The sequence below is a fragment of the Hoeflea sp. genome (assembly GCF_984452065.1).
This window is the reverse complement of record NZ_CFHWAF010000005.1, coordinates 1-26,019: the sequence shown is the minus strand read 5'-3', so window position 1 is coordinate 26,019 and position 26,019 is coordinate 1. Positions and strand designations below refer to the sequence as shown.

General features: G+C 60.3%; 30 protein-coding genes and 2 pseudogenes. 19 read left to right on the top strand and 13 right to left on the bottom strand.

Going from position 1 to position 26,019, the window contains the following annotated elements:
• The first annotated feature begins 124 nt into the window (after positions 1-124).
• The 7 genes from speB (at position 125) to AC5E6N_RS02040 (ending at position 5,652) form a co-directional block, all read left to right on the top strand.
• A complete protein-coding gene (speB, locus tag AC5E6N_RS02070) occupies positions 125-1,183 on the top strand; it encodes an agmatinase (RefSeq protein WP_491746247.1) in 1,059 nt (352 codons plus the stop codon).
• A gap of 49 nt (positions 1,184-1,232) precedes the next feature.
• Positions 1,233-2,321 (top strand): ABC transporter substrate-binding protein, encoded by a 1,089-nt coding sequence (locus tag AC5E6N_RS02065; protein ID WP_491746246.1) that lies wholly within the window; start codon positions 1,233-1,235, stop codon positions 2,319-2,321.
• Positions 2,322-2,404: 83 nt separating this feature from the next.
• Positions 2,405-3,439 (top strand): ABC transporter ATP-binding protein, encoded by a 1,035-nt coding sequence (locus AC5E6N_RS02060; protein ID WP_491746245.1) that lies wholly within the window; start codon positions 2,405-2,407, stop codon positions 3,437-3,439.
• A complete protein-coding gene (locus AC5E6N_RS02055; protein ID WP_491746244.1) occupies positions 3,436-4,290 on the top strand; it encodes an ABC transporter permease in 855 nt (284 codons plus the stop codon). The genes AC5E6N_RS02060 and AC5E6N_RS02055 overlap by 4 nt, the downstream gene beginning before the upstream one ends.
• The gene (locus AC5E6N_RS02050; protein ID WP_491746243.1) at positions 4,287-5,087 is read left to right on the top strand and encodes an ABC transporter permease; all 801 of its coding nucleotides are present in this window, start codon (positions 4,287-4,289) and stop codon (positions 5,085-5,087) included. The genes AC5E6N_RS02055 and AC5E6N_RS02050 overlap by 4 nt, the downstream gene beginning before the upstream one ends.
• 12 nt (positions 5,088-5,099) lie before the next feature.
• Entirely contained in the window at positions 5,100-5,462 is a 363-nt protein-coding gene (locus AC5E6N_RS02045) for a nitrilase-related carbon-nitrogen hydrolase (protein ID WP_491746242.1), read from the top strand.
• Complete coding sequence (locus AC5E6N_RS02040) at positions 5,449-5,652, top strand: NUDIX hydrolase (RefSeq protein WP_491746241.1); 204 nt, start codon at positions 5,449-5,451, stop codon at positions 5,650-5,652. The genes AC5E6N_RS02045 and AC5E6N_RS02040 overlap by 14 nt, the downstream gene beginning before the upstream one ends.
• Before the next feature lie 18 nt (positions 5,653-5,670).
• On the opposite strand, the gene pip is transcribed toward AC5E6N_RS02040, so the two are convergent.
• Together pip and AC5E6N_RS02030 are read right to left on the bottom strand one after the other, a co-directional pair.
• Positions 5,671-6,621, bottom strand: coding sequence for a prolyl aminopeptidase (pip, locus tag AC5E6N_RS02035; protein ID WP_491746240.1), 951 nt, complete (start codon positions 6,619-6,621; stop codon positions 5,671-5,673).
• 148 nt (positions 6,622-6,769) lie between these two features.
• Positions 6,770-7,243 carry a hypothetical protein gene (locus tag AC5E6N_RS02030; protein WP_491746239.1) on the bottom strand — a complete coding sequence of 158 codons (474 nt, stop codon included), beginning with the start codon at positions 7,241-7,243 and terminating at the stop codon, positions 6,770-6,772.
• Between the two features lie 218 nt (positions 7,244-7,461).
• Here AC5E6N_RS02030 and AC5E6N_RS02025 point away from each other — a divergent pair, with 218 nt between their 5' ends.
• Together AC5E6N_RS02025 and AC5E6N_RS02020 are read left to right on the top strand one after the other, a co-directional pair.
• On the top strand, positions 7,462-7,737 hold the full coding sequence (locus AC5E6N_RS02025; protein ID WP_491746238.1) for a hypothetical protein: 276 nt from the start codon (positions 7,462-7,464) through the stop codon (positions 7,735-7,737).
• Positions 7,738-8,066: 329 nt separating this feature from the next.
• On the top strand, positions 8,067-8,963 hold the full coding sequence (locus tag AC5E6N_RS02020; RefSeq protein WP_491746237.1) for a cation diffusion facilitator family transporter: 897 nt from the start codon (positions 8,067-8,069) through the stop codon (positions 8,961-8,963).
• A 51-nt stretch (positions 8,964-9,014) separates the two neighbouring features.
• Here AC5E6N_RS02020 and AC5E6N_RS02015 read toward each other — a convergent pair.
• The 3 genes and pseudogenes from AC5E6N_RS02015 to AC5E6N_RS02005 all read right to left on the bottom strand — a co-directional run.
• A pseudogene (locus AC5E6N_RS02015) lies at positions 9,015-9,818 on the bottom strand (ABC transporter permease); the annotation flags it as partial.
• Positions 9,819-9,899: 81 nt separating this feature from the next.
• On the bottom strand, positions 9,900-10,214 hold the full coding sequence (locus tag AC5E6N_RS02010) for a DMT family transporter (protein WP_491746236.1): 315 nt from the start codon (positions 10,212-10,214) through the stop codon (positions 9,900-9,902).
• Positions 10,215-10,327: 113 nt separating this feature from the next.
• Positions 10,328-10,975: a glutathione S-transferase family protein gene (locus AC5E6N_RS02005; RefSeq protein ID WP_491746235.1), complete on the bottom strand. Its 648-nt coding sequence runs from the start codon at positions 10,973-10,975 to the stop codon at positions 10,328-10,330.
• Here AC5E6N_RS02005 and pth2 point away from each other — a divergent pair.
• On the top strand, positions 10,895-11,371 hold the full coding sequence (gene pth2, locus AC5E6N_RS02000) for an aminoacyl-tRNA hydrolase (protein ID WP_491746234.1): 477 nt from the start codon (positions 10,895-10,897) through the stop codon (positions 11,369-11,371). The two genes, AC5E6N_RS02005 and pth2, sit on opposite strands and share 81 nt — an antisense overlap.
• A 21-nt stretch (positions 11,372-11,392) precedes the next feature.
• Here pth2 and AC5E6N_RS01995 read toward each other — a convergent pair.
• Positions 11,393-11,587: pseudogene (locus tag AC5E6N_RS01995) on the bottom strand (agmatine deiminase family protein); the annotation flags it as partial.
• Positions 11,588-11,918: 331 nt separating this feature from the next.
• Here AC5E6N_RS01995 and AC5E6N_RS01990 point away from each other — a divergent pair.
• Complete coding sequence (locus AC5E6N_RS01990; RefSeq protein ID WP_491746233.1) at positions 11,919-12,869, top strand: MBL fold metallo-hydrolase; 951 nt, start codon at positions 11,919-11,921, stop codon at positions 12,867-12,869.
• 147 nt (positions 12,870-13,016) lie between these two features.
• Positions 13,017-13,949: a pirin family protein gene (locus AC5E6N_RS01985; RefSeq protein ID WP_491746232.1), complete on the top strand. Its 933-nt coding sequence runs from the start codon at positions 13,017-13,019 to the stop codon at positions 13,947-13,949.
• Between the two features lie 273 nt (positions 13,950-14,222).
• On the opposite strand, the gene AC5E6N_RS01980 is transcribed toward AC5E6N_RS01985, so the two are convergent.
• The gene (locus tag AC5E6N_RS01980) at positions 14,223-14,414 is read right to left on the bottom strand and encodes a hypothetical protein (protein WP_491746231.1); all 192 of its coding nucleotides are present in this window, start codon (positions 14,412-14,414) and stop codon (positions 14,223-14,225) included.
• Here AC5E6N_RS01980 and AC5E6N_RS01975 point away from each other — a divergent pair.
• Positions 14,404-15,072 carry an FAD-dependent monooxygenase gene (locus AC5E6N_RS01975; protein ID WP_491746230.1) on the top strand — a complete coding sequence of 223 codons (669 nt, stop codon included), beginning with the start codon at positions 14,404-14,406 and terminating at the stop codon, positions 15,070-15,072. The genes AC5E6N_RS01980 and AC5E6N_RS01975 overlap by 11 nt on opposite strands.
• On the opposite strand, the gene AC5E6N_RS01970 is transcribed toward AC5E6N_RS01975, so the two are convergent.
• Positions 15,073-16,587 carry a malonate--CoA ligase gene (locus AC5E6N_RS01970; RefSeq protein ID WP_491746229.1) on the bottom strand — a complete coding sequence of 505 codons (1,515 nt, stop codon included), beginning with the start codon at positions 16,585-16,587 and terminating at the stop codon, positions 15,073-15,075.
• A 215-nt stretch (positions 16,588-16,802) separates the two neighbouring features.
• Here AC5E6N_RS01970 and AC5E6N_RS01965 point away from each other — a divergent pair, with 215 nt between their 5' ends.
• Both AC5E6N_RS01965 and AC5E6N_RS01960 read left to right on the top strand, forming a co-directional pair.
• Positions 16,803-17,099, top strand: a complete 297-nt coding sequence (locus tag AC5E6N_RS01965) for a hypothetical protein (protein ID WP_491746228.1) — start codon at positions 16,803-16,805, stop codon at positions 17,097-17,099.
• Positions 17,100-17,225: 126 nt separating this feature from the next.
• A complete protein-coding gene (locus AC5E6N_RS01960; protein WP_491746227.1) occupies positions 17,226-18,263 on the top strand; it encodes a permease in 1,038 nt (345 codons plus the stop codon).
• 12 nt (positions 18,264-18,275) lie between these two features.
• On the opposite strand, the gene AC5E6N_RS01955 is transcribed toward AC5E6N_RS01960, so the two are convergent.
• The 4 genes from AC5E6N_RS01955 to AC5E6N_RS01940 form a co-directional block, all read right to left on the bottom strand.
• Entirely contained in the window at positions 18,276-19,454 is a 1,179-nt protein-coding gene (locus AC5E6N_RS01955; RefSeq protein WP_491746226.1) for an NAD(P)/FAD-dependent oxidoreductase, read from the bottom strand.
• 244 nt (positions 19,455-19,698) lie between these two features.
• Positions 19,699-20,358, bottom strand: coding sequence for a tetratricopeptide repeat protein (locus AC5E6N_RS01950; RefSeq protein WP_491746225.1), 660 nt, complete (start codon positions 20,356-20,358; stop codon positions 19,699-19,701).
• A 4-nt stretch (positions 20,359-20,362) separates the two neighbouring features.
• Positions 20,363-20,932: a hypothetical protein gene (locus AC5E6N_RS01945; protein ID WP_491746224.1), complete on the bottom strand. Its 570-nt coding sequence runs from the start codon at positions 20,930-20,932 to the stop codon at positions 20,363-20,365.
• Positions 20,933-21,216: 284 nt separating this feature from the next.
• The gene (locus AC5E6N_RS01940) at positions 21,217-21,879 is read right to left on the bottom strand and encodes a peroxiredoxin (protein ID WP_491746223.1); all 663 of its coding nucleotides are present in this window, start codon (positions 21,877-21,879) and stop codon (positions 21,217-21,219) included.
• Positions 21,880-22,143: 264 nt separating this feature from the next.
• Here AC5E6N_RS01940 and AC5E6N_RS01935 point away from each other — a divergent pair, with 264 nt between their 5' ends.
• A complete protein-coding gene (locus AC5E6N_RS01935; RefSeq protein ID WP_491746222.1) occupies positions 22,144-22,374 on the top strand; it encodes a hypothetical protein in 231 nt (76 codons plus the stop codon).
• Positions 22,375-22,378: 4 nt separating this feature from the next.
• Here the strand turns inward: AC5E6N_RS01935 and AC5E6N_RS01930 are convergent, their stop codons facing one another.
• Complete coding sequence (locus AC5E6N_RS01930) at positions 22,379-23,020, bottom strand: cation efflux transmembrane domain-containing protein (protein ID WP_491746221.1); 642 nt, start codon at positions 23,018-23,020, stop codon at positions 22,379-22,381.
• Positions 23,021-23,094: 74 nt separating this feature from the next.
• Here AC5E6N_RS01930 and AC5E6N_RS01925 point away from each other — a divergent pair, with 74 nt between their 5' ends.
• The 3 genes from AC5E6N_RS01925 to AC5E6N_RS01915 form a co-directional block, all read left to right on the top strand.
• On the top strand, positions 23,095-23,508 hold the full coding sequence (locus AC5E6N_RS01925; protein ID WP_491691248.1) for a MerR family transcriptional regulator: 414 nt from the start codon (positions 23,095-23,097) through the stop codon (positions 23,506-23,508).
• A 343-nt stretch (positions 23,509-23,851) separates the two neighbouring features.
• Positions 23,852-25,237: an aminotransferase family protein gene (locus tag AC5E6N_RS01920; RefSeq protein WP_491746220.1), complete on the top strand. Its 1,386-nt coding sequence runs from the start codon at positions 23,852-23,854 to the stop codon at positions 25,235-25,237.
• 410 nt (positions 25,238-25,647) lie between these two features.
• A partial coding sequence (locus tag AC5E6N_RS01915) for a glyoxalase superfamily protein (protein WP_491746219.1) occupies positions 25,648-26,019 on the top strand: 372 nt, incomplete at its 3' end.

The following is a 26,019-nucleotide window of genomic DNA, read 5'->3' as shown; positions in this document are numbered from 1 at the left end:
ACTTGAATTTTTCTCACAGAAAGTCCTTCAACAATATCAATTGATTTTTCAAGTCGGGATTGCAACGATCTGTTGATGACGAGTGCCGGAAACAGGAATTGGCGGCCAGGCGATGTAAAGGGTCATGGACAAAAACAAACTTGAAGCGCTGCGCAATAAATATGGTGCAAGCCATGGTGGGGAGCTGTTCGATCCGAAGTTCCGAGCCGTCGCAGACAGGATTTTCTATGAATCCGGCACGCGCATGGCGCCCTATGCGGGGCTTCCGACTTTGCTTGACGCCCCCTACCAACCGCTTGATATGACTGCACCCGATCTTGCCGAGCTTGATGTCGGCTTGGTTGGCGTGCCAATGGATCTGGGTGTCACCAACCGCAATGGCTCACGGTTCGGGCCGCGGGCGGTGCGTACCATCGAGCGCATCGGACCTTACAATCATGTGCTGGAAACCGCACCGGTCCACGAACTGGCCGTCGCCGACCTGGGCGATGTGCTGTTTTCCAGCCGTTACCGGCTTGAACAAAGCCATGATGACATCGAACTTTATTTCAACGTCTTGATGGACCATGGTGTCACGCCGCTCGCCGTGGGTGGAGATCACTCGATCAGCCATCCGATCCTGAAAGCGGTTGGCCGCGAGGGACCCGTCGGGTTAATCCACATCGATGCTCATTGTGACACCGGCGGGGCGTTCGACGGCACAAAGTTCCATCATGGCGGTCCGTTCCGCAATGCGGTGCTTGACGGCGTTGTCGATCCCGAACGGACCATCCAGATTGGCATCCGCGGTTCGGCCGAGTATCTTTGGGAGTTCTCGGCGGAAAGCGGCATGACGGTGATCCATGCCGAGGACGTACCGCACATGGGTATGACAGCGATCGCCGCCAAGGCACGTGCCATCGTCGGTGACGGTCCGGTCTATCTGTCATTTGACATAGACAGCATCGATCCGGCGTTTGCGCCCGGAACGGGAACGCCGGAGGTGGGCGGCCTGACCACGCGCGAGGTGCTTGAGTTGCTGCGTGCCTTGAAGGGCGTGAACCTGGTTGGCGGCGATATGGTCGAGGTTGCTCCGCAATATGATGCGACAACCAACACGGCTCATGCGGGCGCGCAGGTGCTGTTTGAGATACTGAGCCTGATGGTGTTCAGCCCGGCTATCGGGAAAGGCGGGAAAACATAGGGCGCAGCGGATGCAGCGCCGGTGCGCTGCAAAACAAAGGAACAGACATATGAGTTTTTTGACCAAGAAGGCCATCAATCGCCGGACGATGCTCGCAGGGACAGCCGCAACCGCAGGCATGCTTGCGATGCCATCCATCGTGCGCGCGCAGGACCGCTCTTTGAAGGTTGGCGTTTATGGCGGCTACTTCAAAGATTCGTTTGACGCCAACATCTTCCCGGTTTTCACCGAACAAACCGGCATTGTCGTTGAATCGGTTGCCGAACCGACAGGTGAAGCCTGGCTTGTTCAGCTCGAACAAGCAGCCCGAGCCGGCCGGGCGCCAGCGGACGTCTCCATGATGGCGCAGACGCCAACGCTGCGCGGCATGACCACCGAACTGTGGACACCGCTTGATCCTTCGCGGATTTCAAACTTCGACGATCTGATCCCGGCCTTCGTTGCAAACTATCCCGATGACCGCGTAGCCGGTGTCGGCGCGGTGGCCTGGTACATCACGCTCGTTTCCAACACGGATGCTTTTCCTGAAGCGCCCGACAGTTGGGCGGCGCTGTGGGACCCGGCCAATGCGGACCGGCTCGGCCTTCTGGCGCTGGTGTCAAACTCGTTCCTGCTCGAAGTGACCGCCAAAACACACATGGGCGGCACTGATGCACTCGATACCGGGGAAGGCCAACTGGCGGCGTTCGAAAAACTCGCCGAGGTCAAGCCGAATGTCCGGCTGTGGTATCGCGACGAAGCGCAGTTCGAACAGTCTTTGAAATCGGGCGAGATCCCGATGGGGCAGTATTATCACGACGTGACAGGCCTGGCCGCTGCAGACGGCCATCCGGTGCGTTCGACCTTCCCGAAGGAAGGCGGCATTCTGGACTCAGGCAACTGGTGCCTGTCGCGCGCCTCCGACAAGGTGGACGAGGCCCATGTCTTCATCGACTTCATGAGCACGCCCGAAACCCAAGGTTTGCTGTCGCGCAAGGTCGGCACAGCACCGACGCTCGACCGCGGCGTGCTCGACCTGACAGACGAAGAGTTTGCCGCGGTCGCCTCCGAGATCGATCCGGTCATCCCCCGTTACGATCTGTACATGGAAAAGGGCGACTGGCTGAACCAGAAGTGGACTGAACTGATCGTCGGCTGACGGCCGGATCGGAAAAAAGCGCTGAACCCACCCATGCACACGGCACGGAGTGGGCAGCGGGCCGCCACCGGAAAGGACGCCCGATGTCGGGACTTCAGATAAAGGGGGTTACCAAGCGGTTCGGCGGTTTCACTGCGGTCGATGCAATCGATCTGTCCGTGCCGGACGGCAGCTTCGTGTGTCTTCTGGGGCCTTCAGGCTGTGGCAAGACCACATTGCTGCGCATGGTTGCCGGACTCGAGGAGCCAACCGAAGGGTCGATCGTGGTCGGCGGGCAGGACATGACCCATGTGCCGACCCACAAGCGTGGTTTGGGCATGGTGTTCCAGTCGCTCGCGCTGTTCCCGCATCTGACTGTTGGCGAAAACATCGCCTATCCTCTACGGATACGCGGCGTTGAGCCGGCGCACCGAACCGACCGTGTCGAGGAACTGCTCGAGTTGATCCGGTTGCCGGGCGTCGCCGATCGCGCGATCAACCAGCTTTCGGGCGGGCAGCGTCAGCGTGTGGCGATTGCCCGGGCGCTCGCACTGTCACCGAAACTGTTCCTGCTCGACGAGCCGCTGTCGGCGCTCGACGCAAAGCTGCGCGAAGCCATGCAGGTGGAGTTGCGCCAGCTTCAGCAAAAGTTGGGCATCACAACAATCGTCGTTACCCATGACCAGCGCGAGGCGATGACCATGGCCGACTTGGTCGTTGTCATGGGGCAGGCCCGTATCAGGCAGGCGGCCGCACCCGTCGAAATCTACCGCAAGCCCGCCGACGCGTTCGTTGCCGACTTCATCGGCTCAACCAATCTGCTCGATTTTGAAACCGATGGTGCAGGCCGCATCACGGTGCTCGGCGCGCCGGTTGCGGGCCTTCACCCGCCCGCCGGCCTTGCGGCGGGCAAACTGTCAGTGCGCCCCGAAGACGTGCATTTGCACCAAGCTGGCGAGGGACTGACGGGCAAGGTCGGTTTCGTCCGCGATCTGGGAGGCACCGTTGAAACCTTTGTGGACGTCGCCGGGACGACGATCGTTGCTGTTTCCACCCCGCGCGATCGCGTTGCGGTGCATCAGGGCGATGATGTCGGCGTGGTGTTTCCACCCGAAGCCTGCGTGGTGTTGGCACATTGAGGCGCGAACCGCCAAAAGCGCTGGCTCATTATGCGCCGATTGCCTTTCCGGCCTTGATGCTGACCGTGTTCTTCGTGGTCCCGTTCTCCATCATGATTGCGGTCAGCTTCTTCCAGCGTGATCCGGCCGGATTCTATTCGCCTGACTTCGTTTTTGACAATTATACCCGCTTCCTGTCCCCCTTCTTTGGCGGCGTGTTGAGCTTCTCGCTGATGCTGGCGATCACTGTCGCGATCGTCTGTGTAGCGATATCGGTCCCCTTCACCTTTTGTCTGGCCCGCGCTTCGCGCCGCGTGCAGACGATCTGGCTGGTCGCAATGCTATCGGTCCTGTCGCTGTCCGAAGTGATCATCGGCTTTGCCTGGTCGACGCTTTTGTCGCGCACGGCCGGCATCACAAACTTCTTCGTCGCTATCGGGCTGATGAGCGAGCCCCGCGCGCTGCTGCCTGGCTTCGGCGCCGTTCTCACCGGCATGGTCTACCAGGCGTTGCCCTACACGGTCCTGATCCTCTATCCAGCGATTATCCGGCTCGATCCGACATTGATGGAAGCGGCGCGTACGCTCGGATCTTCACCTTTACGGGCATTCTTCAATGTCGTGGTGCCGGCCTTGCGCAACACGATTGTGGCGACGTTGATCATGGTGTTCGTTTTTGCACTTGGCTCCTATCTGTTGCCACAGCTCCTCGGCCGCCCGCGCCACTGGACCCTTTCTGTTCTGATCACCGACCAGGCGATCCTTCAGTCCAACATGCCGTTTGCCGCAGCGATGGCGGTGTTCCTGGTGCTGATCTCGCTGTCGCTTGTCGCGCTCACCGTTTTGGTCGGCGCGCGCAGGGAGACCACATGACCGCAGTTTGGCTTCAGCGGGCCTTCATGGCCGCAATTGCCCTGTTTCTGGCGCTGCCCCTGATCGTGGTTGCGGGTGTTTCGGTGAACGAACAGAGATCGCTGACATTCCCGCCGCAAGGCTTTTCGCTCGCCTGGTATGGCGAACTGTTCACAGATCCGGGCTGGCGCGGGGCGTTGATCGTCTCCGTCCTGCTGGCGGCCTTTGCCGCAGCAATCGCAGTCGCAATCGCGTTTCCACTGGCCTACTTCCTGTGGCGGCGGATCGCATCCTGGGCCAACTGGATTCGCATTCTTGGCCTCGCCCCCTTCATCCTGCCGCCGGTGATCACCGCGCTCGGCTTTTTGAGCTTCTGGGTTGCCGCCGGTCTTTACGGACAGCCGGTAACGGCAGTGATCAGCCATGGCATCTTCTTTGTAACGCTGCCGCTGGTGACCATCTCGCTTGGTTTTTCGACGATTGACCGGTCGCTGGTCGAAGCCGCAGCGACCATGGGCGCCGACGACGGCACTGTCGTGCGTACGGTGATCCTGCCGCTCATCGTGCCTTACATGATTTCTGGCTATGCGTTCGCATTCGTTTTGTCGCTGAACGAGTACATTGTCGCCTACATGACCGTGGGGTTCACGGTCGAGACGCTGCCGATCAAGGTCTTCAATGCGCTGCGCTATGGCTACACCCCGACCATGGCCGCCGCTTCCGTCGTCTTTGTGCTGATTGCCGCCATCGTGTTCGGGCTAATCGCCAGGTTCGGTGATATCCGGCGGCTGCTCGGCGCCATGGGGTCGGACAAGTAGGTAAATCATACCATGCACCTTGCCCTTTTGCAGATGAGCGCGGTTGCCGGCGATGTCGCCGCCAATCTGGAACGCATCGAACGCGCGGCAGGCGAGGTAGCGCAGCGCGGCGCCTGGCTTTTGATCGCGCCGGAGTTAGCGCTTGGCGGATATGGCGCAGAAAACCGGATGCGTGCGACTTCACTAGCGCCCGGCGACGGGGCGCTTGACCGTCTGTCCGCGCTCGCCACTGAACACGACCTGGCGATCGTTGCCGGCTTCGCCGAGCGCGCAGAAGATCATCTTTACAACAGCGCCGCTTTTTTCAACGGACGCAGCGTTTGTCAGCCCGGGTGCGGTGGCGCAAAAGAACCATTGTTCCGTGGCGCCTTATGAACCGGGCGACCGGGTCTCAGATGGCGGCGACCTTGCGACCGAAGGCGAGGACATCGAGGTGATGGAAGTGGATTTCGACAGCGCTTACGCCATGATCGCCGACGAGCGCATTCAGGACGGCAAGACCATCATGCTGTTGCAATATGCGGCACTGAACCTTTTTGGCGGGGCAGCGCCGACGACGACCTGAAGCGCGAAGGCGCCCGCTTCAGGTCGTCTGGTCGGCAAAACGGTCCGTGGCCAGTATGGTCTGGTGCAGAATGCCCGGTTCATTGAAGGCATGCCCTGCCCCATCGACCAGTTGAAAGTCTGCCTCCGGCCAGGCGCGGTGCAGGTCCCAGGCGGTCCTCATCGGCGTTATGACATCATAACGGCCATGAATGATAACGCCCGGGATATGTCTTATCCTGTGCGTATCCCGAAGGATCTGCGCGTCCTTGAAGAAACCCTTGTTGATGAAATAGTGGTTTTCGATGCGCGCGATCGCCAGTGCGAACTCGTCGGTCGAGTGCAGCTCGCTGAGCTTCTTGTCGGGCATGAGACGAACCGTCTCGCCTTCCCAAAGGCTCCAGGCGCGCGCGGCGCGGAGACGCTCCTCTTCATCATTGCCCGTCAACCGTTTGTGGTAGGCGGCAATCAGGTCGCCGCGCTCCTCGTCGGGGATCGGCTCCACGAAGGATTGCCACTTGTCGGGGAAGAGCCAGGAGGCACCGTCCTGATAGAGCCAAAGCAATTCGGACCTTCGGGCCGTAAATATGCCTCGAAGCACGAGTTCGGACACACGCTCCGGATAGGTCTGCGCATAGGCGAGCGCCAGGGTGCTGCCCCATGATCCGCCCAATACAAGCCATCGGTCCACATCGAATTTCATGCGCAGGGATTCGATATCGTCGACCACATGCCAGGTCGTGTTGGAATCGAGGCTCGCATGGGGCGTTGAGCGTCCGCACCCTCGCTGGTCGAACAGAAGGACCCTGTAACGGTCCGGGTCGAAAAGACGGCGATGGTCCTCGGTGCAACCGGCACCCGGTCCGCCGTGAAGGAAGACCGCTGGCTTGCCGGCCGGGTTGCCGCAGAGTTCCCAATAAATCTCGTGCCCGTTGTCGACATCGAGCATGCCGGAATTGTAAGGCTCAATAGGCGGATAGGCTTTGCGCAACTGGTTTGTCCCCCGGTGCTTTCAGCAGGTGCCCCTTCATTGCCCGGGTCAACAGATGCAGACTCGGCAACGTCCATCAGCAACATACCCAAAGCTTCGCCATCGCGCAAAACCGCAACGAGCCGGAGGATCGGAGAAGGCTGAAAAATCAGCGCATTAAATCAAGAAATGCAAGCCCGCCGGCAGCCAGAGCGCCGTAGGAGAAAACAATCGCGCACACGGCGGCGGCGACACAAAGCTGGCCGGCATGGGTCAGCAGCCTCGTTTTGGCATTGCCGTGGACAAAGGGCTCCTCGAAGTCCAGCTTCCGCTCAAACAGTGAAAGCGCGCGCGTGTAGTGACGCAGCCAGGACAAGCCAGGCACCATGACGCTCAGCAGGACAGCGATGAAGAACCATGTGAGGACGGCGGCGAATTCCGCCAGCGCAGCGCCGGAGGTTCCGGAGGCGTAAAACACCACAGCGCAGGTCAAACCCAGAGCGCCCGCAAGGGCCGGCGCGGCGAGCGCCGACATCTCGAAAAGTCCGATACGCCCAATCTGCTCGCGCAAATCCTTCTTGTGCTCGACATGGGCGGTCTTACCGCCTTCCAGTATCAGCGCCAGCTCGCTTCCATTTGCCACCGTGTCACTCCCAAACTACCCGGGTTTTTCAGCGTAACCCTTGACGTGGAGCGTGGCGCGTAAAAGAGGCACTGGTATGGTTTCGCTTCGCTCATCGGATCAAACTTGCTTACAGCCTTAAACAATTCGGGCATTGCGGGATTGGTCACGGGAGGTCACGACGGCTAATGTGGTTTTCGGTCCGGGGTAACCGAAATCAGAATTCACAAGGAACTGCCGTGAACCCGATCGCCAAATTCGCACTGCTCGCCTTAGTCTTCGTCGACCTCATCGGACAAGGGCTCGTCTTTCCGATTATCAACGAACTGGTGATGGGCATAACGACGGCGGCGTTCACGTTCGCCGCGGGCGTCCTGTCACTCATGGGTGGGCTGCTCATGGCGATCGATATCAACGTTCCGTTCTATTTCTGCGCAGCGGCTGCTGTTCTGGCGCTGATTTTGATCAGAACGACGTGGCGCAACACGGAGGTCAGAGCGCTTGCCGGATCGTAGGTTAGAGCGAAACGAGAACCCGGGCGTGTTGGTGCGCCCGATGACGACAGCGCCGGCTTTCTTGAAATTGCTGACCACCGGTGAGGCCGCCGGCGCGATGATATCCTTGAAAGCCGCCACGCCATTCGGAGCCGCTCCCGGATACCTTCACGGACCCCGCGGGGAATAGCAGGTGCAATCCGGTTGCGGAAAACAGTGTCCGATCCTTAACCGCCGGTGACACTTGTCTACAAAATTCTGACAGGGGTCATGCATTCGCGGTTGCACGTGTCGCATCAAGTGTGACAGACCGACAGTGAGACTGCCCTCCGCAGGCATGAAGGGTCGCGATGAGCGCCAAGAAAACGATTGCCCGTCTTGCCGGCTGGTCCATAGTCGTTGCCTGTGCCGTTCTCGGCCTCAAGACAGCGGCATGGTGGATCACCGGATCGGTCGCCCTTTATTCCGACGCCGTGGAGTCGGTGATCAATGTCGTGACCGCCCTTACGGCCTGGGTCGCCATCCGCATCAGTCACCGGCCGGCCGACAAGGGCCATCCTTTCGGGCACTACAAGGCCGAGTATTTCTCCGCCGTCGTCGCGGGCGTGCTGATTGTGCTGGCGGCGATACTGATCTTTTCGGAAGCCGTTTCCGCGCTCCTCCATCCGCACCATCTGGACATGCCGCTGGCGGGTATCGCGGTCAACGCGGTCGCTGCCGGCATCAACGCGCTGTGGGCATGGCTGTTGATTTCCGAGGGGCGCAAATCACGCTCGCCCGCCCTTGCCGCCGACGGGCGCCACATTCTTGTCGACGTCGTCACATCGGCGGGGGTCATCATCGGACTTGTCCTGGTGCTGGCGACGGGCTGGATCTTTCTCGATTCGCTCATCGCAATCGCTGTCGGGATCAACGTGCTGTTCGAAGGCTGGCGGGTCATCACATCATCCGTCGACGGGCTGATGGACGGCGCATTGAATGATGAGGAAACGGAACGCATCCGCCGGACGATCCTGAAAAGCGCGTCCGGGGCGATCGAAGTCCACGATATCAAGACACGCGGGTCCGGCCATGTCTCGTTCATCGAGTTTCATCTCGTGGTCGACGGCAGTATGAGCGTTGCCGACTCGCACGCAATCTGCAACCGCGTCGAGGACGCCCTGCAAAACGCCATTCCGGGCGCAAACGTCACGATCCACGTCGAGCCCGACGATGAAAGCAAACGGGACGGGATTTCGATCGGTTAAAACCGCATGCGGTTTAAAGCAAATCCGGTTCGGATGGCATCGCCGGCGTTTTCACCTCAATCGCGGGTTCAGCGCGTCGCGCAGCCAGTCGCCCAGAAGGTTGACGGCAAGGACCAGCACGGCGAGCGTGATACCCGGGAATATGGTGATCCACCACTCGCCCGAGAACAGGAAATCATTGCCGATGCGGATCATGGTTCCGAGCGAAGGCTGGGTCGGCGGAATGCCGACACCGAGGAAAGACAGGGTCGCCTCGGTAATGATTGCCAGCGCCAGATTGATCGTCGCGATCACCAGAACAGGCCCCATCACATTCGGCAACACGTGGCGGGCCATGATCTTGATCGGATGGAGGCCGATCAGCCGCGCCGCCTGCACATATTCCTTGTTCTTTTCGACGAGTGTGGAGGAGCGTACCGTGCGCGCATATTGAACCCAGAACGACAGGCCGATCGACACAACAAGCACATAGAAGGCGGATTGTTCGCGGTCCACGCCGCCGAGTACGCCGCGCACGGAACCGTCTATGAGCAGAGCGATCAGGATTGCCGGGAACGTCAACTGCACATCGGCGATGCGCATGATGATGGAATCCGTCCTCCCGCCCACATAGCCGGCGAGCAGGCCAAGGGAAATGCCGAGGACAGCGGCCAGTATGACGGAGGCAAATCCAACCGCGAGCGATATGCGCGACCCGTAGAGGATGGTCGAAAGTATCCCACGGCCCTGATCGTCCGTACCGAGCAGGAAGCGCGAATCGCCGCCCTCCTCCCAGACCGGTGGCGTCAGCGAATCGAGAAGCGACAGGGTCGCCAGATCGAACGGGTCGTGCGGCGCGATCAGCGGAGCGAACAGCGGTCCTTAGAGACATTTTCCTAAAGATGACCTGGAAACCGCCGCACCGGGCGCCGGCAACGGCGCCCGGTGCGATTTTTGTCAGGCCGCCAATTTCAGACCTGCGATACCCAGCACGATCAAACCGACACAGGCCAGGCGAATTGCCGTAACGGGTTCCCCGAAGAGAACAATACCCACGGCGACCGTTCCGACCGCGCCGATACCGGTCCAGATCGGATAAGCGGTGCCGAGCGGCAGGTACTTGAGCGAAAGGCCGAGAAGGAAGATACTGGCGGCCATGGCCGAAACCGTCAGAACGGTCGGAAGCGGCAGGCGGAAACCGTTGGTGAATTTCAGGCCAACCGCCCACCCGACTTCGAGAAGGCCGGCGAGCAACAACAATATCCAGGACATGCCTGTCTCCTATACAGTCGACAAGGTCGTCCTTATCAGTAATTACGGGAAGCATGCGGTCGTCCGCAGGAGCCTTAGGTGGTGATTTTCGCAGCCATTTTCAAGATTTGGCTCTAAAAAGTCAGCCGGCCGTAAAGGTCGTCAAACGGCACCATGACGTGCTGACGATAGGTGTCGCGCGCTTGAAGCCGTTCATACCATTTCACCACGTGCGGCAATTCGGATCGTTCAATGTCCAGCTCGAAATAGCGGTAAAGGTGCGTTGCGATGACGATATCGGCAAGAGTCGGTTCGTCTCCAAACAACCAGTCCTTGCCCTCGATCATTGCGTCAATCAGCCGGAAATGCGTTGAACAGCGATCGACCGCGCCGTTGATCGCGGTCCAGTCGCGCTGATCTTCAGGCGTGCGGTAAAAGCCCCAGAACACGCCGGAAACAAAATCCGGCTGCAGGACGGTCTGCGACCAGTCCATCCACCGGTCAGCCTGCGATCGTTCGCCCGGGTCTTCGCTCCAGAAGCGCCCGGAGCCGTAAGCGGATGCGAGATATCGCAGGATTGCATGAGACTCCCAGACAACGAGATCGCCATCTTTCAGCACCGGGACTTTTCCGTGCGGGTTCATCATGCGAAACTCAGGTGTGTCGAGGCCGCCAAACGCGCCGCCAAGTTCGATGTGACGATGGTCCACGCCGAGTTCGGCCAGCAGCCAGGCCACCTTCTGCACGTTGGAGGAACTGCGACGGCCAAGGAGAGTAAGCATGGTTCCGGTTTCCTTTCCCTGCGGCATCAAAAACCCGACTTCACCCGGAAAGCGTTCATAAAACAAGTCATCGTGGTCAACAGGGCAATTGACCTGCCGCCCGGAAAGCTTGCCGCCCAGGTTGCGCATGCATCCGTTGCCGCCTTTTTGGAAACCGCTACGCCCGACCGGCAGGAATGGATCGAAGAGGGCATGCCGAAAATCGTGCTCGCCGCGGCAACGGCTGACGTGCTGCGGGAGCTTTTCTCGCTGGCTGCCGATCGTGGCCTGCCGGCGGAGCTCATAGAGGATGCCGGAAAGACCGTGCTTGCCGAGGGCACCGTCACATGCCTCGGCATCGGTCCAGCGCAGGACGAGGACATCGACATGCTGACAGGCAGGCTGGCGCTCTATTAGAGCGATTAGAGAGGATCCGGGTTAAACCCGCGGCGGCTGCTGGGTGGCGCAGTGCACGCCGCCGCCCGTTTCGCCGATCGGATCGATATCGAGCAGGACGACTTCCCTGTCCGGATAGAACTGGCTGAGAACGCTCCGGGCCTCGCTGTCGGTCTCGGCATCGCCGAACCGCGCGCCGATCACCGCGCCGTTGCAGACATAATAATTGACGTAGGACGCAACAAAATCGGGCGCGGCGACCCGTGTGCGCTAATGCACCGTTCGGTTGGACGGCCACTGCATGAACGTGCGCAGATGAGCGTGCGATTCCTCGGGGAAGAAATATCCGTTGTCCCGGGCAGACCCCTGCATGGCGGCGTTTCCTTGAAACGGGAATGCGGTCGCGGCGGACATGATACCGGCACCAAGCAGACTTCGTCTTGTGATCATTGTGCCTACCTCTCGGCAAAGCGTGCGGCCCATGCCCTTGCCGCAGGGCAAGGCCGCGCTACCTGCCCATTTGGATGCCCCGGGCGACCATTACAAGACTACCTAGAAAGGGAACACCATGTCCGAAGTCACCGTTACGCGACGTTCCGCCCTCATCGGCGGTGCCGCACTGCCTCTTGCCGCGAGCCTTGCAGGTGCCGGTTCCGCTCATGCGGCCGCGCCCATGCAGACAGGCGGCCAAGCGCCGTTCGCCCGGTTCAAGGTCGGCGAATACGAGGTCAATACGCTGCTCGACGCCTCGGTCACCCGCGACAACCCGCAAAGCATCTTCGGGCTCAACGTGTCCGCGAACGAGTTCAAAAAAGTGTCGTCCGACAATTTTATCCCGACCGACAAAACCCGGTTCTTCTTCACCCCGACCGTCGTCAATACCGGCAATGGGCTGATCCTCTTTGACACGGGCCTCGGCGGCAATGGCGGCGATATAGCGGGCGCCCTTGGCAGCGCCGGTTACACGCCGGACCAGATCGACATCGTCGTCATTACCCATATGCATCCCGATCACATCGGCGGCCTTCTGGCCGGTGACGGTCCCGCATTTCCCAATGCGCGCTATGTAACAGGCGAAGCGGAATACAATTTCTGGACGACGGAGGGCGCGGAAGGCGGCGCCGGACCGCTCGTAACAACGAATGTCAAGCCGCTTGCAGAGAAGATAACCTTCATCAAGGGCGGCGACGCCGTTGCGCCCGGCATTACCGCGATGGAGGCCTTCGGGCATACGCCCGGACACCTCGTATTCATGATCGAAAGCAATGGCAGCGGCCTGATGCTGACCGCAGACCTGGCAAATCACTATGTCTGGTCGCTGGCCCACCCGGACTGGGAGGTCCTGTTCGACATGGACAAGGAGGCAGCCGCAGCGCAGCGGCGCAAGGTGCTGGGCATGCTGGCGTCGGACAAGATTCCATTCGTCGGTTACCATATGCCTTTCCCTGCTCTTGGCTATGTCGAGGCGCAGGGCAACGGCTTCCGCTACGTGCCGGCATCCTATCAGTTCCAGCTCTGACTCCTTCGATCACGGCGGGAGGGCACGGATATAAAGCCCCTCCGCCGGCTTTTGCGGTCCCGGCATCCTGTTGACGGTGCGTCACCCGCCCGGGCGTTGATCGCCCGCGGTGAGCGCTCATATTGATCCGAAAGGAGGAGATTGATCATGAGCTGGAACCCCGCGCTTGAACCGCAGTGCCCGCAAGCAGGCGATGTCGACAGTATTGAAACCATCATCGTTCCACGTGCCCGTGACCTTGGCGGCTTCGAGGTGCGACGCGCCCTGCCTGCTCCGAAGCGGCAGATGGTCGGGCCGTTCATCTTCTTCGATCAGGCCGGACCGGCTGAATTCCTGACCGGTCAGGGAATAGACGTGCGCCCGCATCCGCATATCGGCCTTGCCACCGTCACCTATCTCTACCGGGGCGAGTTTCATCATCGCGACTCGCTCGGAACCGATCAGATGATCTATCCGGGCGAAGTCAACTGGATGATCGCCGGCAACGGCATCACCCACTCGGAGCGGACAAGCGCCGAGACGCGCCGGTCGCCCAGCAGCCTGTTCGGCATACAGACCTGGGTTGCCCTGCCGGACGAGGCCGAAGAGAGCGATGCGGCATTCGAACACCACGGCAAGGAGCAATTGCCCGTGCTGGAAGGCAGCGGCAAGACTGTGCGCCTTATCCTTGGCAATGCCTGGGGCGAGCGCGCGCCGGTCAAGACGTTCACCAACATGTTCTACGCCGATGCCGTGCTGCAGGCCGGGGCCGTTCTGCCATTGCCGGACGACCATGAGGACCGCGGCATCTACGTGGTTGAAGGGTCGATCGACATTGCCGGAGACAGGTTCGACAGCGGCAAGATGATGGTTTTCCGCCCCGGCGATGCCATGACCGTGAAGGCCGGAGACGGCGGAGCGCGCATCATGCTTTTGGGCGGTGACACGCTCGGCGGTCCGCGTCACATCTGGTGGAACTTTGTTGCGTCGTCAAAAGAGAAAATCGACGCCGCGAAAGAGGCATGGGCCGAGGGCGACTGGGCGCACGGGCGTTTCCAGCTCCCGCCCGGTGATGCGGAAGAGTTCATTCCGCTTCCCTGACCTCGTCCCCCAAGACAGATAAGACCGGACGCCGATGTCGGCGTCCGGTCTCCCCACCGGCATGATCAGGGCGGTGATTACACCGGCTCTCCTGCACGGTCCTGCCGCAATGTGACATGCCCCAGCGAAGCGGCGGGCCGTGAAGACGATTGGCGATGGCGACGGGGTCCCGATCGCCGCAAGGAAGACCGGGCTTCAATGCTCCACCATCCATTGTGTGGATTTTGTCGCACAGCGTACCTGAATGCTGCCTGAACGGATTTTCCAAGGCATTTACGCTTGGCTCTGATCCGTCTTTATGCCGGATAGAAGACGCAGGGCGCGCAGCAGGGCCAGGCGTTCATCCCGGTTCAGATCGCCGGCAAAGCGATCCTCGCAAATTCCGATCTTCGGCCGCAGCGCCTTGAACCAGCGCGCCACAAGCCAGACCAGACCGTTCAGGACCGGAGCGACGATGGCGCTCATCGGCCGCGCCACACGGCGCCTTGTCGCCTATCCGATCTCGAAGCCCGACCCGCAGTCGGGCCTTGTGACGATGAACTGGATCGCCGAACTGACCTTCGATCCGGACGCGGTCTGGAACAAGGAGGACTGGAACCGCAAGGCCGATATTGGCGACTTCCTGCCGGCATTTACCGAGTGGTCGTTCGACTGGATCGATGTCCCCGCCCTCATCACCGGCGCCGAGACCGTTTACGAATATCCCATGGTCGACCGCGATCCGATCGAGCGATGGACCCATGGCGCCGTCACGCTGATGGGCGATGCGGCGCATGCCACCTATCCCGTCGGCTCGAACGGCGCCAGCCAGGCGATTGTCGACGCGCGCAAGATCGGACGCGCCCTGCTCGACCATGGTGTAACGCCGAAGGCGCTTCTGGCCTATGAGGACGAAGTCCTGCCGGCAACCCGCAATATCATCCTGACAAACCGGGGCAGCGGCCCGGACGCGGTGCTGCAGATGATCGAGGACCGGTGCGGCGGCTCGTTCGAGAACATCAAGGATGTCGCCAGCCACGGGGAATTGGCGGCCCACGCGGAAAAGTACAAGAAAATCGCCGGCTTCAGCATCGAGGAGTTGAACGACCTGCCCCGCACGATTCCCGATGGTGCCTGTATTTAGTCACGTCTTCAGGATATCGCCGTAGCGGTCGCGCAGCACGTTCTTCTGCACCTTGCCCATGGTGTTGCGCGGCAGTTCGTCGACGAATACGAGCTCCTTGGGCATTTTAAAGCGTGCAATCTTGCCGTCGATGGCGGCCAGAAGGTCCTTTGAGGTCAGTTCGCGGCCCTTCTCCAGCACGATCACTCCGACGACACCTTCTCCGAAATCGGGATACGGAACACCGATGACGGCGGATTCGAGCACCCCGTCCTGCTCGTCCAGCAGGAGCTCGATTTCCTTGGGGTAGATATTGTAGCCGCCGGAGATGATCAGATCCTTCTGCCGGCCGACAATGTGGACGTAACCGTCCTCGTCGACCCGGCCGAGGTCGCCGGTGATGAAATACCCGTCGTCACGAAACTCCTCTTTCGTCTTTTCGGGCATCTGCCAGTAACCGGCAAAGACGTTTGGTCCGCGCACCTCGATCACACCGATCTCGCCCGACGGCACCGTGTTGCCGCTGTCGGGCTCGGCGACACGCAATTCAACGCCCGGCAGCGGGAAGCCGACCGTTCCGGCCCGGCGCTCGCCGTCATAGGGGTTGGAGGTGTTCATATTGGTCTCGGTCATGCCGTAACGCTCGAGGATACGGTGGCCGGTGCGGGCTTGAAAGGCGACATGCGTCTCGGCGAGCAATGGCGCGCTGCCCGACACGAACAGGCGCATGTGGGAAGCAAGATCGCCGGTGAAGCGCGCATCGTCGAGCAGCCGTGTATAGAAGGTCGGCACGCCCATCATCGCGGTGGACCGCGGCAGGTTGGCCACAAGATCATCGACGCTGAAGGCAGGCAGGAAGATGACCTGACAGCCGGCAAGCAGGCTGACATTCATCGCAACGAAGAGGCCGTGGGTGTGAAAGATCGGCAAGGCGTGAAGCAACACGTCGTCGGAGGTGAAGCGCCAATAGTCGACCAGCGTGCGGGCGTTCGACAGGAGATTGTCCTGCGTCAGCATCGCACCCTTCGAACGGCCCGTCGTGCCTGATGTGTAAAGCAGGGCCGCAAGGTCGTCGCCGTTGCGCTCGACGGTCTCGAAATCCTCCGTTTTTTCCCGGCTCGCCTGGCTGAAGCTTCCGCCGCCGTCGGCATTCAGTGTCATCAAAGATGTGCCGTTCCCGCCAGCGACGGGCGCAAGCGCCGCCGCCGCAGCGTCATCGCACAGCAGCAGTTTCGCGCCCGAATTCTCCAGGAAATATCCGATTTCCGCCGGCCTATAGGCGGTGTTGAGAGGCAGGAAGACGACTCCGGCGCGCGCGCATGCGGCGTAAACGGCAAAGGCCTCGGGCGACTTTGCCACCTGAACGGCAAGACGGTCGCCCGGCTCCAGCCCGGCATCGCGCATGGTGTTTGCGAACCGCGCCGCCATGCGCAAAAACGCCTCGAAGGCGATCCCGCCGCCGTCCTTGAGGTGCAGGAAAACACCGGTGTTGCCCTCGTGGGGCGCAAACAGGGCATCATAAAGCGGGTTAGCCATTGACCGTCTTCCGTACCTTGTTGTCCGGCGGGCCGGCCCGCAGGACGGATTGCACCGCGCGTGACCGGGCTACCATCCGGGCCAGTGGCATTCAACGCCGCGCGAACAGGCCGGACATATGAGCGCAAGCAATCCAGTCGAATATCATAAACCAGAACCTTGCGAGAAGGGGGCCGTCCACATATGAAACAAGGATTGAATTTTAGCGGGATAACATGGCCGCGGCTCTCCTCACCGATAGCCAGATGCAGGAATGGGGCTGGCGCTTGCCGTTCCTGCTGAGTGTCGTCATCTCGTTCGTCGGCTTCCGGCTGAGGCGCGATCCGGAGGAAACACCCGCCATGGCGGACGAGGCTACTGAGCCGCACATGCCGCTATCGGAGACGGTACGTTCCGCCTGGAGGCCGGTTGTCCGTTACGTTTCCCTGATCCTTTTCGTCGCCGCGCTTTCTTTGGTCGCCATTATGCGCATACCCGAAACCCTGCCCCGACAACGCATTCAAGCCACATAAAGGCCACCCGCGCACCGGTTTACGGCGAGCAAAAAAGAAGGCTTGATCTTTCGTTCTTTTCTATATAACTAGATTTATAGTTTTAAAGACTCCAATTCCTTCCATGCAACTGCGCGGAGAAAGCACGTGACCGATATCGCTCAACAAACGATGCACGCCGCCGGCGGCCGCAATCTCGGCATGCTGAAATCGCCGTGGTCCGTGGTGGTTGCCGTCCCGGTGCTGATCTTCCTCTTCGACAGGGCGAACACGCTGCCGGTCATCGACTTTGCGGCCCGCGCTTTTGCCGGCACACTGCCCTACATCCTGATCGCGGTGATCATGATCGCATGGCTCAAGGCCGCGAGCGCGGAAGCCTATGCCACACGTGTTTTCGAGGGACGCGAAAATCGGATGATCGTTTTTGCCGCTCTTGTGGGCGGGCTGGCGCCGTTCTGCTCCTGCGAGGTCATTCCGTTCATCGCGGGCCTCCTGGCGCTGGGCGCTCCGCTGTCGGCCATCATGGCGTTCTGGCTCTCCTCCCCGCTGGTCGATCCCCCTACCCTGGTCATAACCGCGAGCGCCCTTGGATGGCCCTTTGCGGTCGGCAAGGCCGCCTCCGCCGTCTTCATCGGACTTGCCGGCGGGTTTGCGATAAAGGCGGCATGCGCGGCGGGCCTTTTTTCCAACCCGCTGCGCCCGCGGCCCGGGAGCAGTTGCTGCGGCGGACCAAAACCGGACGACAGAAAACCGCGCTGGGCCTTCTGGCACGAGGCGCAAAGGCGCGAAATCTTCCGCTCCGAATTCGTCGCCAACGGCATGTTTCTCGTCAAATGGCTGGCGTTCGCCTATGTGATGGAAGCGCTTCTGGTCACCTATGTGCCCGCCTCGCTCATCGCAGCCTCCGTCGGCGGGAACGGCATCGGATCGATCGTGACAGCGGCGGTTGTCGGAATGCCTGCTTATCTCAACGGCTATGTGGCGCCGCCGCTTCTGGCCGGCCTGATGGATCAGGGCATGGGCGCGGGCGCTGCCATGGCGTTCATGGTCGCCGGCGCCGTCAGTTCCATTCCCGCCATGGCGGCTGTCTGGTCACTGGTCAATCGCGGGGTCTTTGCAAGCTATCTGGCACTCGGAGTATCGGGCGCGATCGTCTCCGGGATTGTTTTTCAGGCCATCGTCTAGCCCAGGCTTGCTCTAGAACCTCAGCAAATGCGCAAGACGCGCGCCGTTCTCGTAAAAAGCGGCTTTCAAAGCGGCTCCCGCTTCGGAATGGTGCTCGCAGGGCGGCACCGGAAGCTCATCCTCACTTCCCGATGCGATGGCGGTTGCAAGCCTTGTTCCGAAAAGCGTTCCCGGTGCTATGCCACGGCCGGAATAACCGAAGACCGAATAGGCACTCGGTCCGAACCGTATAATTTTTGGCAGATGGTCGGAGGTCATGGCGATGCGGCCATGCCAGGCATATTGGATGGGCAAGTCCGAAAGATGTGGAAACACCTGCAGCATCCTGGCCCGGGCCCAGTCGCGATGGATGCGTTCACCGACACCATCGAGCGACCCGAAGGCGCCGAACAGCATCCGTCCGGCCGCGTCCCGCCTGAATGAAGACATGACCGACGCGGTATCCCAGCATCCCTCGAGGCCGGGCAAAACGGCGTCGGCACTCGTCTCCTTCATGGGCGCGGTCGCCACCTGAAAATAGTGAATCGGCACAAAGGCCGGTTGGGCGATACCATCCGCACCGCCATGATAGGCGTTTGTCGCAACAAGGAGCGCACGCGCGGCAACCGAACCGCCACGGGTGCGCACGCGCCAGCCTTCTCCGGTCCGCTCGACGCTTTCGACCGGTGCGCCCGTGAATATCCGGGCACCGGCCTCGTGCGCGGCCCTTGCGAGGCCGTCACAATAGGACGACGGCTGAATGGTTCCGGCACGTTCGTCAAGCAGTGCGCCATGGAAACGCGAGGTGCCGGTGCGCGCCGCCGTATCAAGGGGATCCAGCAGCGTCACGGGCACACCCCGACGCGTCAGTTGATCGAAACGCCGCCGCAGGCCGCGCAGGCCGCCTCTGGAATGGGCGCAATGCAAGGTTCCCTTTCGCGTGGCGTCACACGCGATGTCATGTTTTTCGATAATTGAAAAGACCAGATCCGGGGCTTCCGCCAGAAGCGCGTTCAGCCTTGCACCGGCCTCCCGGCCCGGACTTTCCTCAACCTGTTGCGGCGCCGTCCACAGCCCGGCATTGACCAGACCCACATTGCGTCCGGAGCCACCGGAAGCGATCCGGTCGGCTTCGATGAGACAAACATCCAGGCCGAGCGTGGATGCCTCAAGGACTGCGGAGCAACCGGTAAACCCGCCCCCAATGATCACCAGATCCGATAGGAGATCCTGATTCAGTTCCGATCCGGTATACTTTTCGGCGGCGGTCGCGTGCCAAAGGTTACTCTCAGCGATTTTACTTCCCATCAGCTCGTTAAATCTACAGTTGTACATTTTACATTATAAAAATCAGTAAAACCAAGTCTTTTCTGCTGCTGGATTTGACGAAAACCGGCACAGGCGGCGTCCCCTGTTCGATCCGTACAAGCCTGTCAAGACGGCCGGGTGGTGAGGCCTAATTGGTTCCGGTCGACCTGAGTTTCATCCGCCTGTCGATCTGTATCTTCTGCTGAATGATGACCTTCCGGGTTCGGTCGATCAGCTCGAGATAATAGGCTGCTTCCCGCGATCCGAACTGGTCGCTCGCGATCGTCAGATGCCGTTCGGCCTCATCGAAACGCTGCGTCAGAAAGTAGAGTTCACCCAGATTGCCGTGGACCGCACCTTCGGTATAGGTGTCGGTTCCTTCGGTCAGTTTTTCGGCCTGCAGCAACAAACGTTCGGCACGTGGAAAATCGCCGTTCTTCAGACTGGACCAGCCGGCCGTATTGATGAGCGTGAAGTCATCGATCCGCTGTTCCTCGCGAATCCGCATTGCCGCGTCGAATGCGTCGACGGCTTTTTCGTAGTCACCCAGTTCATGATACGTCAGGCCGAGATTGAAATGGGCGCGGTAATAATCCGGCTTGCGCTCAATGACCCTGAGCAGGAGCCGCTCGGAGTTTTCAGGATCGTATTTATCCTTCTGATAGGGCAGACGCATCAATCGTGCCTGCAGAACCTGGCGCTCAAGTGCTTTCGGCACGTCCTGACCGAACTTGTCCGGTTCGGCGCCGGCCGGCGAGCCGATCAGGAGGATGGCGGCAAGGGCGAATCCAAATGTCCGTTTTTTCATCGGTTCACCCGCCGCTCAATATGCGAATATCGGCAACCGGGGGCGGCGGTAGCGGCGCGCGGCCATCCGATCCGCCGGCCGTTCCATTGCCGCCTCCGCCGACCGGCCCGCGGGCCGCTTCATTGATCACGGTGAGCTGGGCCTGGATCCTGCGGATGACGGTGGCCACCCTTTCCGCGTTCAACTGTATCTCATCGTTTTCGCCATAGACGCCAACATAGGGATTGTTGATCAGCGCGTGGGTCCGGCCCTTGTGGACAAGCAGGATATCACCATAGCCCTGCTCCCATTCCGGGTGGGTCATGGTGATGTGCAGTTCAACCTCCTGGACCGACACGTATTTCTCAATGGCTAGCGTCACCCACTGCAACGGCCCCGCGCACAGCATGAAAACAAGTGCGATCTTCAGGAAGAACCGGCTCAGATTTACCGCCGATTCATTGGGATCGGGCTGATTGACGATTTGCTTGACGTTCAGATAGCCCAGAATGACAAATACCATCGACAGGCCGAGAAAGCCGAAGCCGAGTATTGTCGCAGCGTTGTCGAATAGTCCTTGTACTGCAGGATCCATGGCCACCCTTTCCAACCACCGGTCGGACCGGCGCGGCACAGTCGCTGCACGCTCACGGTCCCCGTCGGGCGAATGCCAGGAATTCTTTAGTCTTTTATATTATCTTCTTGCTTATCTGCGTCGAAACAGAACAAATCCGCCCATTACAAAAGCAGTATAGCAAAACTGCACCGGGAGGATAGGATTAGTTTTCAACCGGCGATGTCCCACCGGCAACAGTCCGCTGGATAAGTGCGTTGCGCAGCGGCGGATGATGCCGCCGCTGCGTGCTCCGCGCGGTTGCGCTATTTCGGCTGCGGGACGATACGAAGATAGGGCTTCAGCGTCTTCCACCCGTCGGGATATTGCTTTTCGGCTTCCTCGTTCGAAACCGCGGGGACGATGATCACATCATCGCCGTCCTCCCAGTTTACCGGGGTTGCCACCTTGTGATTGGCGGTCAGTTGCATCGAATCGATGACGCGCAGGATTTCGTTGAAGTTGCGGCCCGTGCTCATCGGATAGGAAATCGTCAGCTTGATGGTCTTGTCCGGTGCGATCACGAAGACCGTGCGGACGGTCTGATTGTCGACCGCGGTGCGGCCTTCCGACGTCTCGCCGGCGCCGGCGGGAAGCATTCCATAGGCTTTCGCCACCTTCAGGTCGGTGTCGCCGATCATCGGGTAATCCGGCATGAAACCCTGCGTTTCCTCGATGTCGGCTGCCCATTCGGCGTGATTTTCGACCGGATCGACGCTCAGGCCGATGATCTTGACGTTGCGCTTCTGGAATTCCGGATTGATTTTGGCCATGTAGCCGAGTTCCGTCGTGCACACCGGCGTAAAGTCCTTCGGGTGCGAAAACAGCACCCCCCAGGAATCGCCCAACCATTCGTGAAAGCGGATCCTGCCTTTCGTCGTATCTGCCTCAAAATCAGGTGCGATGTCGCCAATTCTCAGATTTGTCATAACTGATCTCCCTTGCTGGATGCGCGAAAACGGCTGAAGATACCCGCATTGATGTCTGCGCCGGTCGTCCGGAGTGAACACCAATGGCAGCAGACAATCAACATGATACCGGCAACATAATACGGGGGCGTATTGACCGTATTGCGACCGCTGGCCGCGGCCCGGCATTTGGGTTTTCTTCCAATCCAAACAGGCCATTCTCGCTTGCAGCAGGTTCGCGCCGGCGCGCGCAATGGCAGTTCCCGGGAAGCAAGGACCAGAGCGATGAAACGGAAAAGACTGCCGCTGCCGAAACGATTTTCCGCAGCACTCACCGACGACGCCTACAAAAGACTGCGCCAGTTGAACGGGCAATGGGCGCTCGGCAACAACTACCTCCTCGTCGTGCTTCCGGAGAATCTGGACCGGTTCGCCGATCCGCAGAAGCTTGACGATGCCTTTCGCGCCTTCGTTGACGAATACGGCGCGCCTCCGGCGCCAACGACCAGAAACTGAGGCGTTATTCGGCGGGTGCGGTTGCGGCGTGCGTGCGGGCGGCAGCCCTTTCGAGGAGGCTTTGGCGGACGATCTGCACGGAAGACATGAGAAACAGGCTTGCCATGATCGCCGCCACAATCAGGTCCGGCCAGCCGGTTTGCGTGCCCCACACGCCGAGGGCGGCAAACATCACGGCAATGTTGCCTATGGCGTCATTGCGCGAACACAGCCACACCGATCGGACGTTCGCGTCCCCATCCTTGTAGCGAACCAGCAGCATGACGCTGGCAAGGTTCGCCGCCAGGGCCAGGAAACCGATGGCGCCCATCACATGCGCTTCCGGCACATCCACAAAAAACACGTGCCAGATTGTCGACCCCAGAACCCATAGTCCCATGGCGAGCAGGCTTATCCCCTTTGCCAGCGCGGCGGTGGTCCGGACCGCGATCGAAGAGCCGATAACGGCGAGTGAAATGCCGTAGGTCATCGCGTCGCCCAGAAAATCCAGGGCATCGGCCTGGAGAGCCTTTGAGCCGGCCATTTGCCCGGCGACGATCTCGATCGCAAACATCGCTGCGTTCAGCCCGATCACGATCCACAAGCGGCGCTTGTAGTCGTCCGACATTCCGTCGAAATTCTTGTCTTGTCCGCAGCAGGCAGCCATGTCTTCGCCCCTTGTTGAATCGAGAGGCAAAATATAATCTCTCTAGCTACTATAGGTTCAAGAGGTATTTCGAATTGTTCACCATAGGTCAGATCTCGCGCAGGACCGGGGTCAAAGTCCCGACAATCAGATACTATGAGCAGATGGGACTGATCAGCGCGCCGGAGCGCTCAGCCGGAAACCAGCGGCGGTATTCGCGCAGCGAACTGGAGCGCCTTGGCTTCATCAGGCACGCCCGGAATCTTGGTCTGTCCATTGAGGCGATCCGCGACCTCATCAGGCTGAGCGCTCACCCGGACATGCCTTGCGACGATGCCGACCGCATCGCCGGCGAACATCTCGAACTTGTGCGCGACCGCATCTCGAAACTGAAGCGCCTTGAGAAGGAACTCGCCCGCATCGCCGGTTCCTGCGAAGCGGGAACCGTAAAAGACTGCTATGTCATTCAGGCGCTCTCAGACCACTCGCTGTGTGAAGAAGATCACTGAAGCGGGCCGAGAAGAATTCGCGGCAATGGTGAGGAGCCGGACGCGTCCGGTCAACCTTCCACGAGCAACGTTCCCGCGCTGGTGCGGTCCCGCGTTATACCGCTGCATTGCGCTGCGAGGGCATCATACTGATCGCAATGGTCGCGCAGGAATTCCAGGAAGGAACCGCACCGCAAGGCACAGACCGGCAGACGACACGGAAGCACCGGAGCATCTGGCGTCATATTGCGCCGTGAACTGGGGCTATCGTGTGCCGTGCGCTCATGGGACTGTCGCCCATGAAAAGAGCTAGGCAATCAGGCGGCGTCGATGGATTGTGCGCGGCCTTGGCGGGAGTTTGGCAATGAATATGTCACCGGGCAGCAACGATTTCAGCGAAGCCGTCGAGAGCGATCGCGCACATGTTTGGCACCATTTGAGCCAGCACAAACGGTATGAAACCTCGGACCCCATGGTCATCATCGAGGGCAAGGGCATGCGCGTTTGGGATGCCAAGGGCAGAGAGTTTCTCGACGCGGTCTCGGGCGGCGTGTGGACCGTCAATGTCGGCTACGGACGCGAGAGCATCGCCGACGCTGTTCGCGACCAGCTTGTGAAGCTGAACTACTTTGCGAATTCGGCCGGCAACGTCCCGGGCGCCCTGTTCGCGCGCAAGCTGATTGAAAAAATGCCCGGCATGAGCCGGGTCTACTTCTCCAATTCCGGCTCCGAGGCCAACGAGAAAGCCTATAAGATCGTCAGGCAGATCTCGCACAACCGGCGTGGCGGCAAGAAAAGCAAGATCCTGTACCGCGAACGCGACTATCACGGCACCACAATCACCGCACTGAGCTCAGCCGGTCAGAACCAGCGCAAGGATCAGTACGGCCCGTTCACGCCGGGCTTTGTGGAAGTTCCGCACTGCATGGAGTACCGGTCCCAATACGGGCCTTGCGACGACTATGGCGTTCGGGCGGCCAGGGCAATCGAAGACGTCATTTTGCGCGAGGATCCCGATACGATCGGGGCGATTGTGCTCGAGCCCATCACCGCTGGCGGAGGCGTCATCACACCGCCGGAGGGCTACTGGGAGACCGTTCAGGAGATCTGCAGGAAATACCAGATCCTGCTTCATATCGATGAGGTCGTATGCGGTATCGGACGGACCGGCAAATGGTTCGGATATCAGCATTACGGCATCCAGCCGGACATCGTTACCATGGCAAAGGGTGTGGCTTCGGGTTACGCTGCCATATCCTGCACGGTGACCACGGAGGGTGTGTTCAACCAGTTCAAGGCCGACCCTTCCGATCCTATGAGCTATTTCCGCGACATCTCGACATTCGGCGGTTGCGCCGCCGGTCCTGCCGCGGCGCTCGAAAACATGCGCATCATCGAGGATGAGAACCTTCTGGAAAACGTCACCGTGATGGGTGAATACCTCATGACGAGGCTCAAGGAACTGAAGGACCGGCACGAACTCGTCGGCGACGTGCGCGGCAAGGGTCTGTTCTGCGGCATTGAGCTTGTGGCGAACCGCGAGACCCGCGAGCCGGCCGCTGAAAGCACCACGCAGGCTGTGGTGGCCGATTGCATGGCCAACGGTGTGATCATCGGCGCGACGAACCGGAGCTTTGACGCCTACAACAATACGCTGTGCCTGAGCCCGGCGCTGATCAGCACGCGCACGGAACTCGATGAGATTGTCGATGCTATCGACAATGCTCTGGAGCGCATCGCCACCGACTAGAGCATCGGGCGATGATATTGAACCATTTGACCGGCTTATCAGGCCTACTGGCCAGGCGCGATCGCCGCCGTGGTCCGGGTCGACCACAAGGCGATCGCAACGACGTCCAGAAGGCCTGATAAGCCGGCCTTCGGTGAACCAAATCAGCCCGTCGGCGTCGTTGAACGGCTTGCCCGATGCACCACATCGCGCGGCGCCGTTCGCCTGGCCGAGCAAGCTGATTTGGATCATCAAATGGATCAATATTGTCGCCCGATGCTCTAACCGCCGCTCCGGCCACCCGATCCTGGAAGCCGCGGTTTTGCCGCGGCTTTTTGTCTGCTTGCCCTTCGTCCGGCACGGCAATGCCAAATCGCCCGGATAAGGCTATAGTTCCCGGGAGGAAATGAGGGAATCGGATCGCCGACCGAATGGATACAAAGACGACTATCGATCGCTGCACGCCATTTGTGCGTGTCGCGAGCATGAAGCTTGCGATACCGTTTTACCGAAGCATCGGCTTTACCGAGGACTGGCGCAGGCAGTTCGATGCAGCCTTCCCCATTTTTGCATCCGTCAGCCGCGACGGCGTTCAGCTCTTTCTCTCCGAGCATGCCGGCGACGGAGCCATCGGAACGCGGCTTTTTCTGAACGTATCCGATGTCGACCGGTTTCACGCGGAATGTGTCGGCAATGGCGTATCGGTCGATGAGGCGCCGCGGGATATGGCCTTCGGTGTCCGGCAGATGTGCCTGCGCGACGTCGACGGAAACATGCTGGTGTTCGCGACACCGCTGCCGCAC